Raw genomic sequence first — 12,760 nt, 5'->3', positions numbered from 1 at the left:
AGCATCGTGCCGACCGAATCAACCCAAAGTGCAGCGTTTGTGAATACGCGGCGAAAGGCTCGGAGGTCAGGGAGCGATGGCGTACGACATGGGTGCTGACGAATCAGTCAACTGCTAGCGACAGCATGTGCTGTATGAAAATGTCGACGCGTGAAAAATGCAGTGGGCAGATTATAACTGCATTATGACTTTGGGGTAATCCCTATGTTGTTGCGCTGCAACGTTGCTTGTAGCGCTGCCCAGTATTGGGGCAGCAGCTTATTTACATTGGCTTTGTGTTGCACCCAGGCAGTCTTCTGTTCAGGTGTACGCAAGGGGGCAGCCGCCCAAATGGCTTCAGGAAAGTGGCTGTCGTCTGCCCAGCGGGGAATAATATGCCAGTGCAGATGGGGCACCATATTGCCGAATTGGGCCAGATTGATCTTGTCGGGTTGCAGCATCTGGCGCTGAACTTGTTCTACCAGCCAGACCGCTTCCATGAAATGATTGCGCGCCTGTGACGGCAGTTGTGTCATTTCGGTAATGTGGTCTTGCCAGATGACGCGGGTGAAACCAGGGTGTGAGGGCTCGTCGACAGCAATGACTCGCAGTTGCGGGTTTTGCCATACGAGGGTGCCGCCGGCTTCGTGGCATAAGGGGCAGGGGCGGGGAAGCTGTGTCATGGTCAGTCTTGTTAATGGGCGTCAGTCCAGGCCTAGAGCATCTTCGAGTGCCCTGACCACGTGTCGGAGCACGGCCACGCGGGCATGACGCTTGTCGTTGGCAGACACCATATGCCAGGGGCAGGCCTGAGTGCTGGTGTGCTGAAACATATCGTTGGTCGCCTTTATATAGGCATCCCATTGCTTGCGATTGCGCCAGTCTTCCGGTGTGATCTTGAATGATTTGAAGGGCGAGGCCTCGCGCTCATGAAAGCGCTTGAGTTGTTCCTCTTTGCTGACAGCCAGCCAAAATTTCAGCACTACAGTGCCGCTATCAAGCAACTGAGACTCAAACTGATTGATTTCGTCGTAAGCCCGCTGCCATTCGGTTTCGCTTGCGTATTTTTCTACCCGCTCGACCAGCACGCGACCGTACCAGGAGCGGTCAAAAATCGAAATGTGGCCAGGAATGGGCAAGTCGCGCCAGAAACGCCACAGATAAGGGTGGGCAAGTTCGTCCTTGGTCGGCGCTGAAATGGGAATGGCGCGGAACTGGCGGGGATCCAGCGCATGCGTAATGCGCCGTATGGTTCCGCCTTTGCCTGCCGCATCCTGGCCTTCGAATACCAGCACGACCGGGGTCTGGGCAAATTTTTCGTGCCGTACCAGACGGGCGAGGCGGCCTTGCCAGTCGGGTAGCAGAGTGTCGTATTCGTCGTCCTCCAGCTTGGCATCGTAGTCCAGATCAGCCAGTGATGGGGCGGGCGGGGCCATAATGGCTTCGCTGGCTTGTACCAAAGGCTGCGCCGGTGCAATACGTCGCTTGCGCAAGGCAGCCAATACCACCTGGCCAGTACTGATTTCGCGCATTTGCGTATCGGCGGCCGGAATGACAACCCAGGGTGCGTGGGTTTCGTGCGTGAGCGTGATGGCCAATGCACCCGCATCACGCAAGCGAGGAAACTTTTTCTTTACTTTCAGATCTTCGGGTTTCACCCGCCAGGCAGTATCGGGGTCGGATAACAGCTTTTCAGTACGCTGTACTTGAGCTCGCTGCGACAGGTGATACCACAGTTTGACGACCTGCACGCCATTTTGCGCCAGCGTATTTTCGAAGTCGCGTATGACGCGCGATAAGGCCAATATACGTTTTTGACGGGGCTTCTTGCGCGCCGCCTCTTTTAGCAGGGGTCGATACCATGAACCGAATACGATGCCGGTCTTGCCCTTGGCGGGCAGTTGCTGCCAGTAACGCCATAGCCAGGGGCGGCCGTGTTCGTCGGGGGCTGGTGGGCCGAAGGCCAGGGTGCGTATATGGCGGGCGTCCATCCATTCGTTGAGCATGGCCACCGTGGCGCCTTTGCCTGCGCCATCGATGCCGGCGATCACGATCAGGAGGGCGCAATTCTGTTGCTTGAGCCGTGCATACTGGGCCTTAAGTAAGGCCGTACGCAGTCTGTCCTCGATCAGACTGGCGTCATCCTTGGAGAGTTCCGGATCGGATTCTGCGAGGGCGAACATATTGCTGTCTTAGTGGCTGAAGAACAGTTCTTGCAATGCAGTGCCAGGTTCCGGGGCCTTCATGAAGGCTTCACCAACCAGAAAGGCATGAACCTGGTGCTCACGCATGAGGGCAACGTCGTCGGGTGTCAGGATGCCGCTTTCAGTGACGACGCGCTTGCTCTCGGGGACGGCTGGCAGAAGATCGAGGGTGTTTTGCAGTGAGGTTTCAAATGTACGCAGATTGCGGTTGTTGATGCCAAGCAGGGTCGTATCCAGTTCCAGGGCAATATCGAGTTCGTGGCGATCATGGACTTCGACCAGAACGTCCATGCCAAGCTCTTTGGCGAGGCTTTCGAATTCGCGCAGTTGCTGCGGACTGAGCGCCGCCACAATCAGCAGGATGCAGTCAGCGCCGAGTGCGCGGGCATGCACGATCTGGTAGGGGTCGATGATGAAGTCTTTGCGCAGCACCGGCAGTGTGCAGGCGGCACGGGCCTGGCGCAGATAATCGTAGGAACCCTGGAAGAACGTTACATCGGTCAGTACCGACAGGCAGGCGGCACCATGCGCGGCATAAGATGTGGCAATATCCACCACGTTGAAGTTTTCGCGAATGACGCCTTTTGATGGTGATGCCTTTTTGATTTCGGCAATCACGCCAGGTTTGCCCTGTGCGATCTTTTCTTCGATTGCACGGGCGAAGCCGCGCAAATCCTTACGGCTTTTGGCTTCGCGCAGGACATCGGACTCACTGCGCATCTGGCGGGCGGTAGCAACTTCGTTTTTTTTCGTTTCAAGAATCTTGGCAAGAATATCGTTCATTTCGTCAGCGTCCGTGTGTACGTGCAGAATTCGTCCAGCTTGGCGCGGGCAGCACCGCTGGCCAGCGCTTCGAATGCCATTTTCAGGCCTTGCTCGATGGAGTCGGCCTTATTTCCGGCATAGATGGCCAAGCCTGCGTTAAAGCCAACGATATCACGAGCCGGACCCTCGACGTTATCTAGGGCACCAAGCAGCATGGCCGCTGATTCGCTACGGTTATTCACTTTGATGGAGCGGTTTGACACCATGGTCATGCCAAAGTCTTCGGGGTGAATTTCGTATTCGCGCACTTCGCCGTCTTTCAGCTCGCCGACCAGCGTTGCCGCGCCCAGCGAGGCTTCGTCCATGCCGTCTTTACCATGCACGATGAGCACGTGTTTGGAGCCCAGACGCTCCAGCACCCGTACTTGTATACCGACCAGGTCGGGATGAAACACACCCATGAGCTGATTGGCGGCATTGGCCGGGTTGGTGAGCGGGCCCAGAATATTGAAAATGGTGCGTACGGCCAGCTCTTTGCGCAAGGCGCCCACGTTCTTCATGGCACTATGGTGGGCAGGGGCGAACATAAAGCCGACGCCGGTGCGTTCAAGGCATTCGGCGACTTGCTCGGGACTGAGCATGACGTTGACGCCCAGTTCTTCGAGTACATCGGCGCTGCCGGATGAGGATGACGCGCTGCGGCCACCATGCTTGGCAATTTTCACGCCTTGTGAGGCTGCCACGAACATGGCTGCCGTGGAAATATTGAAGGTATTGGAGCCATCGCCGCCCGTGCCGCACATATCGAGCAAATCCTGGGTGTTGGGTATATGGACCGGCAGGGCGAATTCACGCATGACCTGTGCGGCGGCGGTAATCTCGCCCACCGTTTCTTTTTTGACCCGCAGGCCCATAAGCAACGCGCTGGCAATGGTCGGCGACATCTCACCGCGCATCAGCATGCGCATCAGGTGCAGCATTTCATTATGGAAAATTTCGCGATGCTCGATACAGCGTGAAAGCGCTTCAGTAGGAGTGATGGTCATGGGGGTTTCCTTGTTCTTTATATGCATTAGATCGCCAGAAAGTTTTTCAGTAAAGCATGGCCGTGTTCACTGAGTACCGACTCGGGATGGAACTGGACGCCATAAATGGGCATGGTCTTATGACGCACACCCATGATTTCTCCGTCTTCGGTCTGGGCGGTAATGTCCAGGCAGTCGGGCAGGCTTTCGCGCTTGACCGCCAATGAATGGTAGCGGGTGACATCGTAGGGCGAGGGCAGGCCCGCAAAGACGTCGGTGCCGGTATGGGTAATGCTGGATACCTTGCCATGCATGATTTGCTTGGCTCGCACAATGTCGCCACCAAAGGCTGCGCCTATGGCCTGGTGTCCCAGGCACACGCCCAGAATAGGCAGCTTGCCGGCAAAGTGTTGGATCAGCTCTATGGATATGCCGGCCTCGGCAGGTGAGCAAGGGCCGGGTGATACGCAGATGCGTGCAGGATTCATGGCGGCAATGTCGGCCACTGTGGTTTGATCGTTGCGCAGTACGCGCACTTCTTCGCCTAGCTCGCCAAAATACTGCACCAGGTTGTAGGTGAACGAATCGTAATTATCAAGCATCAATAACATGTGCTTCTCCGGACTATGCGTGGTGTATTAAATGGGTTCATCGAGGCCAAACTGCACTTGTTCGGCTGCACGCAAGACGGCGCGTGCCTTGGCTTCGGTTTCTTGCCATTCTTTCTCGGGATCTGAGTCGGCCACAATGCCGGCTGCCGCCTGCACATACAGCATGCCGTCCTTGATGATGCCGGTGCGTATGGCGATGGCAACGTCCATTTCGCCGCCATAGCTCAGGTAGCCGGCCGCTCCGCCGTAGATGCCGCGCCGTACGGGCTCCAGTTCATCGATGATTTCCATGGCGCGCACTTTGGGGGCTCCCGTCAGGGTGCCGGCCGGGAAAGACGCGCGCAGGACATCCATATTGCTCATGCCGTCGTTCAGTTCGCCAGCAACATTGGAGACCAGATGCATGACGTGTGAATAACGCTCTATGGTCATGGTGTCGGTGACCTTTACGGTGCCGGTCTTGGCGACGCGGCCAACGTCATTGCGTGCCAGGTCGATCAGCATGACGTGCTCGGCCCTTTCTTTAGGGTCGGCTGTCAGTTCTTCGGCCAGTTGCAGGTCTTCTTCGGGTGTCGCGCCGCGTTTGCGGGTGCCCGCGAGCGGGCGAATGGTGATGATGTTCTTCTGGCGCTGTTCCTCGGTGACAATTTCCTGACGGACCAGGATTTCGGGTGATGAGCCTACGACCTGGAAATTGTCGAAGTTCCAGTAGTACATATAGGGCGAAGGATTGAGCGAGCGTAGCGAACGGTAGAGTGAAAGAGGAGAGTCGCGGAAAGGCTTGGCAATAACCTGCCCGACCTGTACCTGCATCAAGTCGCCTGCAGCGATGTATTCCTTGGCCTTGAGTACGGCGTCGATATAGTCTTTTTTATCGAAATCCCGCCTGGCGGTGGTTTGCATGCTGGCATAGGCATAGGGAATGACCACAGGGGTACGCAGCTTTTCGCGCAGCTCTTTCAGCCGGCGCTTGGCCAAAACGTAGGCTTCCGGCTTGGTGGGGTCGGCATATACCACCAAATAGGTGCGTCCTGCCAGGTTGTCCACAATGACGAGTTCATCGACTTGCAGCAGCATGATGTCGGGTGTACCTTCGTCTTGTCCTGCCGGAAACGGCTTGACGGCAGGCCCCAGGCGAGGTTCGATATGTCGCACCGTGTCATAGCCGAAGTAGCCTGCCAGGCCGCCGGCAAAGCGCGGCATACCGGGCCTGATGGCGACCTTGAAGCGAGCCTGATAGGCCTCAATGAAGTTCAAGGGGTCGCCCTCATGGCTTTCCACAACTTGCCCCTGGTGTACGACTTCGGTGCTTGTGCCGCTGGCGCGAATGACGGTCTTGGCGGGCAGGCCGATGAAAGAGTAGCGGCCGAAGCGCTCGCCGCCCACAACGGACTCCAGCAGGCAACTGTTGCGGCCACCCTCGGGGCCGCTATGAGCCAGTTTCAGATAGATAGCCAGGGGGGTGTCCAGGTCGGCATAGGTTTCCGCAATAAGTGGTATGCGGTTGTAGCCTTGTGCTGCCAGTGCGTTGAATTCAATTTCTGTCATAAAGGTCTCAGTGTGGTTTGCATACAGACCGGGACAGGAATCAAAAAAGCCCGGCCAATTTATGGGTTCCGGGCTGCTTTTCTGGTAATGCTGACGGCACTAAAACGACAGGGTTTTAAATGCCGGGAGAGGATTACCGCTACCCAGAACACAAACGCCACCAGCGCCAGTAGGCGCGGGGAGCAGCGGTGTAATAAGAGGTAGCGATCATGGTTCTTGGTATTCGGTTTTACGGTTGGCGGCCCAGTGGGCGGCTTCAGCAATCGACGTAACTATATCATCGACAGGAAGATCGCGCACGTCCATACCTTCGTTGTAACCATAAGGAACGGCCAGCACCGGTATACCAGCGGCGCGGGCTGCCAGGGCGTCATTGATCGAATCACCTATGGCCAGGGCCTGGCCGGGTTGTACGCCCAGCAAAGAGCAGGCGTGCAAAAAGGGCATGGGCTGTGGTTTTTTTTGTTCGCAGGTATCGCCGCATACGACGCAGTCGAAAAATGCCGCGATGCCGCTGCGCTCAAGCAGAGGGAGCGTGAACTCGGTGGGCTTGTTGGTGACAATGGCCAGCTTGTAGCCCGCGTCCTTGAAGGCCTGCAGCCCTTCCAGGGCGCCCGGATACAGCACGGCGCTGTCGCCATTGCATGCATGGTAATGGCGATTGAACAGCGTCAGACCTTGGCGGATGTCATCCTGGCTGGGTATCGTGCCAGTGGGGTTGTTTGCCAGGGTACGCATGACCAGGTTTTCGGTACCTTTGCCTACGTAGCTCGCGATGGTCGCTTGGGGCACTGTGGCCAGGCCCAGGTCTTGCCGCATGGCGTTGGCCGCTTGGGATAAATCGGGAATGGTGTCCAGCAGGGTGCCATCCAGGTCAAAAAGTGCAGCGGTCAGTGTCATCGGTGCTCTGTGAGTTGGGTTAATTGTGGGCGGTGAGGGTAGGTGGGCGTTTTTAAGTCGAAAGTGACTCGCCCTTGATGATTTCGGCACGCAGGGCGTCAATTACGGTTTTGTAGTCAGGCTGGCTGAAAATGGCTGAGCCGGCCACAAAGGTATCGGCGCCTGCGGCGCGTATGGCTGCAATATTATCGACCTTGACCCCGCCGTCGACTTCCAGTGCGATGCGCTGCCCGCCTTCGTTTTGCCAGCGGTCTATTTTTTGGCGAGCCTGCATAAGCTTTGCCAGTGTTCCGGGAATAAAGCCCTGACCGCCAAAACCCGGATTGACCGACATCAGCAAGACGACATCGAGCTTGTCCATGACATAGTCCATCCAGCTGAGTGGCGTGGCTGGATTGAAGACCAGGCCAGCCTTGCAGCCATGTTCCTTGATCAGTCCCAGGCTGCGGTCCACATGCTTGGATGCTTCGGGATGAAAGGTAATGATATTGGCGCCAGCCTTGGCAAATTGCGGGATAATGGCGTCGACTGGTTCAACCATCAGGTGCACGTCTATAGGTGCATCTGTGTGGGGGCGCAAGGCCTCGCATACCATGGGGCCTATGGTCAGGTTGGGGACGTAGTGGTTGTCCATTACGTCAAAGTGAATCCAGTCTGCGCCAGCGGCTACGACGTTTTTGACTTCTTCGCCCAACTTGGCAAAGTCGGCGGCCAGCAGGCTGGGAGCAATTCGGGTGGGTTGGGAAAAAGGCATGTGCGTAAATCGGTTAAGGTGCCATAGCAAAGTGCTATGTGTCATTATTGTAAGTGAATGACTACTTTAAATTTATATATTGTGCTGTAGGGCCACAACATGAAACCATACGACATCGCGGTTATCGTGACGCCGCAGTATCTGGCCGATCAATCCGAGCCCCAGGAGCAGCAGTTCGTGTTTGCCTATACGGTGCGCATTACCAACAAGGGTCAGCACGCCGCTCAGGTCATCAGCCGGCACTGGATCATCTCTGACGGCAATCAGCATGTCCAGGAAGTGCGCGGGCTGGGTGTGGTGGGCCAGCAGCCCTTGCTGAAACCAGGCGAGACCTTTGAATATACCAGCGGCTGTCCGCTGCCCACACCGGTGGGTTCCATGCGAGGCAGCTATTTGTGCGTAGGCGAAAATGGCATTCCGTTCGATGTGCCCATCCAGGAATTCGTTCTGGCCATGCCACGCACCCTGCATTAACCTCCGACCTTGCGAGCCTATGAATAGAATCCTGCTTTCCTCTCTTTTGTTGACGCTGCTGGCTGCTTGCAGCAGCGTACCCATCGAATCCGACGATGCCGCGTCGGGTACAACAGACAACATTGCCGAGCAAGCCCTGCGGGTGCCTGACCTGAGCACCATGCGCGACACCCCGGCACGGGCCTTGTCGGGCAAGTTTAAGCAGGTGTCCTGGTCTTCGCTGCCAGGCTGGGAAAGCGACAGCCTGGACCAGGTATGGAAAGGTTTCATCAATAACTGCAAGGGCCTGATGCGACCCATATCGGGCTCGCTGGCCCAACAAGCGCGTGCCACGCCGCGTGCCTGGCAGCCAGTATGTGCCGCTGCGGTGCAGTCAGGCCTGACTGCCAGCACTGCGTCAACGGACAGTGTGCGTCAGTTTTTGCAAGCCAACCTGCAGCCCTGGCAGTTGCTCGATGCCGCAGGTAAGCCGGCCCGCAATACCGTCACCAGCTATTACGAGCCTCTGGTGCATGCATCACGCAGTCGCCAGGGCGAGTATCAATGGCCTTTGTATGAGGCGCCCGACGACTTGCTGACCATAGATCTGGGTGCGGTGTACCCAGAGCTGGCTGGTAAGCGGGTACGAGGCAAGGTCGTGGGCAAGCGCGTCGTTCCCTACGACACCCGTGCTGAAATCGCAGCGTCGCCCGAGCGGCAGCCGCGTGCCATTGTCTGGGTCAATGACCCTGTCGAAGCTTTCTTCCTGCAAATTCAAGGGTCGGGCCGGGCGTTACTGGACAACGGCCAGACAATACGCCTGGCCTATGCCGACCACAATGGCCGTCCCTATGTGTCCATAGGCCAATGGCTGGCCAAGAAAGGCGAGCTTCCATTGGCACAGGCCTCCATGCAAAACATCAAGGCATGGGCCAAAAATAACCCCTCCAGAGTCCAGGAAATGCTCAATGCCAATCCGGCTACGGTGTTTTTCCGTGAAGAGGCGGTGACCGATCCTGAGCTGGGTCCCAAGGGGGCGTATGGCATTCCATTGATTGGACAGCGTGCCGTAGCGGTCGACACCAAGTTTGTGCCTTTGGGCGCTCCGCTTTATCTATCGACTCAGCAGCCCGCTTCCAGTACGCCGCTGCGTCGACTGGTGTTTGCTCAGGATACGGGTGCAGCCATCAAGGGGGCAGCACGCATTGATTATTACTGGGGATTTGGCGACAAAGCCGGCGCCAAGGCGGGCCGCATGAAGCAGCCTGGCGAGGTGTGGGTATTGTGGCCCAAACAGGCAGGAGCCCCTTCAGCACGATGAGCAAAGAATCCGTATTGGTGTGCGGCAGCGGTATTGCCGGTCTGGCCATGGCGTTGGGCCTGGCCAAGGCAGGCTTTCATGCCGAGCTGCTTGGTCCTCGCAGCACACACAGGGTGCCAGCCAATGATGTCTATCACCCACGTGTCTACGCCATTTCAAGTAGCAGCCAGGCCTTTCTTGATGGTCTGGGCATATGGAGCATGATGGATGCGTCGCGCGTGACGCCTGTTGAAACCATGGAGGTTTATGGCGACGCCAGTGGTGTGGTTCATTTGCACGCCTGGCAAGCTGCCCAGACGGCGCTGGCCTGGATCGTCGAATCCAGCGAGCTCGAGCGTGCGTTGCAGCAGGCGGTGCAGGTGTTCGGCATAGCCTGGCATGTCGAAAAATTCCAGAAACTGGAATCACGCAAGGTACACACCGAGAGCGGACGAGTCCTGACACCCGACCTGTTGGTGGGTGCCGATGGTGCCAAGTCGGCGGTTCGTAGCGCGGCGGGTATCAGTCATCAATCGCGCGCATACGGCGATCAGGGCCTGGTGGTGCACTTGAACAGCGAACTCCCGCACCAGAACGTGGCACTGCAGTGGTTCACGGGCGATACCGTACTCGCCTTGCTACCCATGCCTGACACCACCGAGGGGCACCAGGTATCCATGGTATGGTCCATGCCCGACGATATGGCGAAGACCTTGATGGCCTTGCCCGAAACCGAGCGCAATCACCAGCTGGAGCGTCGTCTACTGGCGGTCAGCGGCGGCAGACTGGGTCGTTTGACAGTGCGCAGCCCCTTGTTTGGTTTCCCTCTCTTCCTGGAAAGCAGCGCCATGGTGGCACCAGGTGTAGCCCTAGTCAGCGACGCAGCCCACCGAGTGCATCCACTGGCTGGTCAGGGCCTGAACCTGGGCCTCGGAGATGTGCAGGGCTTGCTCAATGTCCTGATGGCCAAAGAGGCGTATCGTGCGGTTGGTGATACCCGGGTGCTGCACCGCTACCGGCGTGCCCGGGCGGAGCCAATTCTGGCCATGAGCCTGGCCACTGATGGCTTGCATAAAATATTTGCAAACTCAACGGCGCCAGTGGCCTGGGGACGAAATGTGGGCATGCGGGTGGTGGACAATATTCCGCTCCTGAAGCGTATGCTCATAGGCGGGGCCGGACGGTAACGTCGCGTTCATTTATAGTATTTGTATGATCCGGCCCATTATGGCTGGTATATAAGCGGGGATTTTATGCGTACACGATTAAAGGGCTTGCTGCTGGCACTGGCCCTGGCGGTATCGCCTGTCATGGTACAGGCGCAGACGAACGACGGTGGTGTTGTATCCGCCACTACCGAGGCGGGTGCCGTCGAGGCCACGCCCGACTCAGTGAAGAAATCATTCGAGGACCGGTTTCCGGGAATTCAGGCCAAAGAAGTGCGGCGTACCCCTTTCGCTGGCCTGTTTGAAGTGCAAGTCGGCATGGACTTGCTGTACACGAATGCGACGGCTGATTATGTAATGCAGGGTGCGCTCATTGATGCACAAAACCGCCGCGACCTGACAGCTGAAAGGCTGGAAGAGTTGTCCAGGGTATCGTTTTCTTCACTGCCGCTCGAATTGGCCGTCAAGCAGGTCACCGGCGATGGCTCACGCAAGATAGCGGTTTTTGAAGACCCCAACTGTGGTTATTGCAAGCGTCTGCACCAGGCGTTGAAAGAGGTGGACAACATCACGGTGTATACCTTCCTTTTCCCGATTCTGTCGCCGGACTCTACTGTAAAGGCACGCAATATCTGGTGCGCCAAAGACCAGGCAGCAACCTGGCGCGCCTGGATGCTGGATGGCCAAGTACCGCCCGAGGCGGTCTGCGACACGCCTGTCGATACCGTGTTGGCCTTGGGCCGTCAGCTTATGGTGCAGGGCACACCGGCCATTATTTTTGCTGACGGCAGTCGTGTAAATGGCGCCTTGCCGCTCGACGCTCTGAACCAGAAGCTGGAGACCGTAAAATAAACGCTACGTTTAGGTAAGCCGATACAGATAAAGTCAGGAAAAATCATGATAAAAGATCAGGAAACGCTGAACATGCTGCTGGACAGTGTGTCTCGCTTTGTGCGCGAACAGCTCGTGCCCATTGAAGAAGAAGTTGCCGAAACCGACCGCATTCCCGAGCATGTCGTAAGTCAGATGCGTGAGCTGGGCTTGTTCGGCATGACCATCCCCGAACAATACGGCGGCTTGAGTCTAACGATGGAAGAAGAGGTGTTGTTTGCATTCGAAATTGCCAAGACTTCTCCCGCGTTCCGCTCACTGATCGGCACCAACAATGGCATAGGCTCGCAAGGGATTGTCATCGATGGCACCGAAGAGCAAAAGCAAAAGTATTTGCCGCGCCTGGCTTCGGGTGAAATCATCGGCTCGTTTGCACTGACCGAGCCAGGCTCGGGTTCGGATGCGGCCTCGCTGCGCACCACCGCCGTGCGCGATGGCGATTATTACGTGCTGAACGGCACCAAACGGTTCATCACCAATGCCCCCGAGGCCGACATTTTTACCGTTATGGCGCGCACCGACCCCAAAGCCCGAGGCGGTAGCGCTATTTCAGCTTTTGTGGTCGAAAAAAATACCCCCGGCCTGTCGCTGGGCAAGATCGACAAGAAAATGGGGCAACGGGGCGCCCACACGTGCGACGTTGTGCTCGAGGACTGCCGGGTACCGGCTGCCAACCTCATCGGAGGGCGCGAAGGTGTGGGTTTCAAGACGGCCATGAAGGTATTGGACAAAGGCCGTCTGCATATAGCCGCCATTAGCGTGGGCGTGGCGGAGCGCATGCTCAACGACGCCTTGCACTACGCCATCGAGCGCCAGCAGTTCGGCCAGCCTATTGCCGAATTCCAGCTTATTCAGGCTATGCTGGCCGACAGCAAGGCCGAGATCTACGCGGCCCGGTCCATGGTTATCGATGCAGCACGCCGCCGCGACGAAGGCCAGGATGTCTCGACCGAGGCATCATGCAGCAAGTTGTTTGCTACTGAAATGTGTGGCCGGGTGGCTGACCGTGCTGTGCAGATTTATGGTGGTGCGGGTTATGTGTCCGACTACGGCATAGAGCGCTTTTATCGTGATGTGCGCTTGTTCCGTATCTACGAGGGTACAACGCAGATTCAGCAGTTGGTGATTGCACGCAACATGATCCGCGCAGCAAAAGGGTAAAAA

The 12,760-nt window shown here is 57.2% G+C and carries 13 protein-coding genes; 5 read left to right on the top strand and 8 right to left on the bottom strand.

Annotation, left to right across the window (positions count from 1 at the left end; genetic code table 11):
- Positions 1-182: 182 nt before the first annotated feature.
- The 8 genes from ERD84_RS01795 to rpe form a co-directional block, all read right to left on the bottom strand.
- Positions 183-662, bottom strand: coding sequence for an HIT family protein (locus tag ERD84_RS01795; protein ID WP_130037678.1), 480 nt, complete (start codon positions 660-662; stop codon positions 183-185).
- A 21-nt stretch (positions 663-683) separates the two neighbouring features.
- Complete coding sequence (gene pap, locus ERD84_RS01790) at positions 684-2,162, bottom strand: polyphosphate:AMP phosphotransferase (RefSeq protein WP_130037676.1); 1,479 nt, start codon at positions 2,160-2,162, stop codon at positions 684-686.
- Positions 2,163-2,171: 9 nt separating this feature from the next.
- The gene (trpC, locus tag ERD84_RS01785) at positions 2,172-2,966 is read right to left on the bottom strand and encodes an indole-3-glycerol phosphate synthase TrpC (RefSeq protein ID WP_130037674.1); all 795 of its coding nucleotides are present in this window, start codon (positions 2,964-2,966) and stop codon (positions 2,172-2,174) included.
- Positions 2,963-3,994 (bottom strand): anthranilate phosphoribosyltransferase, encoded by a 1,032-nt coding sequence (gene trpD, locus ERD84_RS01780; RefSeq protein ID WP_130037672.1) that lies wholly within the window; start codon positions 3,992-3,994, stop codon positions 2,963-2,965. The genes trpC and trpD overlap by 4 nt, the downstream gene beginning before the upstream one ends.
- Before the next feature lie 26 nt (positions 3,995-4,020).
- Positions 4,021-4,584, bottom strand: a complete 564-nt coding sequence (locus ERD84_RS01775; protein ID WP_130037670.1) for an aminodeoxychorismate/anthranilate synthase component II — start codon at positions 4,582-4,584, stop codon at positions 4,021-4,023.
- A 27-nt stretch (positions 4,585-4,611) separates the two neighbouring features.
- Positions 4,612-6,132, bottom strand: coding sequence for an anthranilate synthase component I (gene trpE / locus ERD84_RS01770; protein WP_130037668.1), 1,521 nt, complete (start codon positions 6,130-6,132; stop codon positions 4,612-4,614).
- A 207-nt stretch (positions 6,133-6,339) separates the two neighbouring features.
- Entirely contained in the window at positions 6,340-7,032 is a 693-nt protein-coding gene (locus ERD84_RS01765; RefSeq protein ID WP_130037666.1) for a phosphoglycolate phosphatase, read from the bottom strand.
- Positions 7,033-7,084: 52 nt separating this feature from the next.
- Positions 7,085-7,786, bottom strand: a complete 702-nt coding sequence (gene rpe, locus ERD84_RS01760) for a ribulose-phosphate 3-epimerase (protein ID WP_130037664.1) — start codon at positions 7,784-7,786, stop codon at positions 7,085-7,087.
- A gap of 99 nt (positions 7,787-7,885) precedes the next feature.
- Between rpe and apaG the strand changes: the two genes are divergently transcribed.
- From apaG to ERD84_RS01735, 5 genes are all read left to right on the top strand, one after another.
- Positions 7,886-8,260 (top strand): Co2+/Mg2+ efflux protein ApaG, encoded by a 375-nt coding sequence (gene apaG / locus ERD84_RS01755; RefSeq protein ID WP_130037662.1) that lies wholly within the window; start codon positions 7,886-7,888, stop codon positions 8,258-8,260.
- Positions 8,261-8,279: 19 nt separating this feature from the next.
- Positions 8,280-9,560 (top strand): murein transglycosylase A, encoded by a 1,281-nt coding sequence (gene mltA, locus ERD84_RS01750; protein WP_130037660.1) that lies wholly within the window; start codon positions 8,280-8,282, stop codon positions 9,558-9,560.
- Positions 9,557-10,726: an FAD-dependent monooxygenase gene (locus ERD84_RS01745; protein ID WP_130037658.1), complete on the top strand. Its 1,170-nt coding sequence runs from the start codon at positions 9,557-9,559 to the stop codon at positions 10,724-10,726. The genes mltA and ERD84_RS01745 overlap by 4 nt, the downstream gene beginning before the upstream one ends.
- 123 nt (positions 10,727-10,849) lie before the next feature.
- Complete coding sequence (locus ERD84_RS01740; protein WP_371743154.1) at positions 10,850-11,557, top strand: DsbC family protein; 708 nt, start codon at positions 10,850-10,852, stop codon at positions 11,555-11,557.
- A 45-nt stretch (positions 11,558-11,602) separates the two neighbouring features.
- Positions 11,603-12,757, top strand: coding sequence for an acyl-CoA dehydrogenase family protein (locus ERD84_RS01735; RefSeq protein ID WP_130037654.1), 1,155 nt, complete (start codon positions 11,603-11,605; stop codon positions 12,755-12,757).
- Positions 12,758-12,760: the final 3 nt, after the last annotated feature.

It is taken from the genome of Pollutimonas harenae (assembly GCF_004153685.1).
GTDB lineage: Bacteria > Pseudomonadota > Gammaproteobacteria > Burkholderiales > Burkholderiaceae_B > Pusillimonas_C > Pusillimonas_C harenae.
This window is presented reverse-complemented; position numbering and strand designations above follow the sequence as displayed.

Excerpts from the sequence above, each read along its gene's own strand:
- rpe (WP_130037664.1), bottom strand. The coding sequence starts at position 7,786 with ATGCCTTTTTCCCAACCCACCCGAATTGCTCCCAGCCTGCTGGCCGCC.
- ERD84_RS01740 (WP_371743154.1), top strand. The coding sequence starts at position 10,850 with ATGGTACAGGCGCAGACGAACGACGGTGGTGTTGTATCCGCCACTACC.
- ERD84_RS01745 (WP_130037658.1), top strand. The coding sequence starts at position 9,557 with ATGAGCAAAGAATCCGTATTGGTGTGCGGCAGCGGTATTGCCGGTCTG.
- ERD84_RS01765 (WP_130037666.1), bottom strand. The coding sequence starts at position 7,032 with ATGACACTGACCGCTGCACTTTTTGACCTGGATGGCACCCTGCTGGAC.
- trpC (WP_130037674.1), bottom strand. The coding sequence starts at position 2,966 with ATGAACGATATTCTTGCCAAGATTCTTGAAACGAAAAAAAACGAAGTT.
- ERD84_RS01795 (WP_130037678.1), bottom strand. The coding sequence starts at position 662 with ATGACACAGCTTCCCCGCCCCTGCCCCTTATGCCACGAAGCCGGCGGC.
- pap (WP_130037676.1), bottom strand. The coding sequence starts at position 2,162 with ATGTTCGCCCTCGCAGAATCCGATCCGGAACTCTCCAAGGATGACGCC.
- mltA (WP_130037660.1), top strand. The coding sequence starts at position 8,280 with ATGAATAGAATCCTGCTTTCCTCTCTTTTGTTGACGCTGCTGGCTGCT.
- ERD84_RS01735 (WP_130037654.1), top strand. The coding sequence starts at position 11,603 with ATGATAAAAGATCAGGAAACGCTGAACATGCTGCTGGACAGTGTGTCT.
- trpD (WP_130037672.1), bottom strand. The coding sequence starts at position 3,994 with ATGACCATCACTCCTACTGAAGCGCTTTCACGCTGTATCGAGCATCGC.
- ERD84_RS01775 (WP_130037670.1), bottom strand. The coding sequence starts at position 4,584 with ATGTTATTGATGCTTGATAATTACGATTCGTTCACCTACAACCTGGTG.
- trpE (WP_130037668.1), bottom strand. The coding sequence starts at position 6,132 with ATGACAGAAATTGAATTCAACGCACTGGCAGCACAAGGCTACAACCGC.
- apaG (WP_130037662.1), top strand. The coding sequence starts at position 7,886 with ATGAAACCATACGACATCGCGGTTATCGTGACGCCGCAGTATCTGGCC.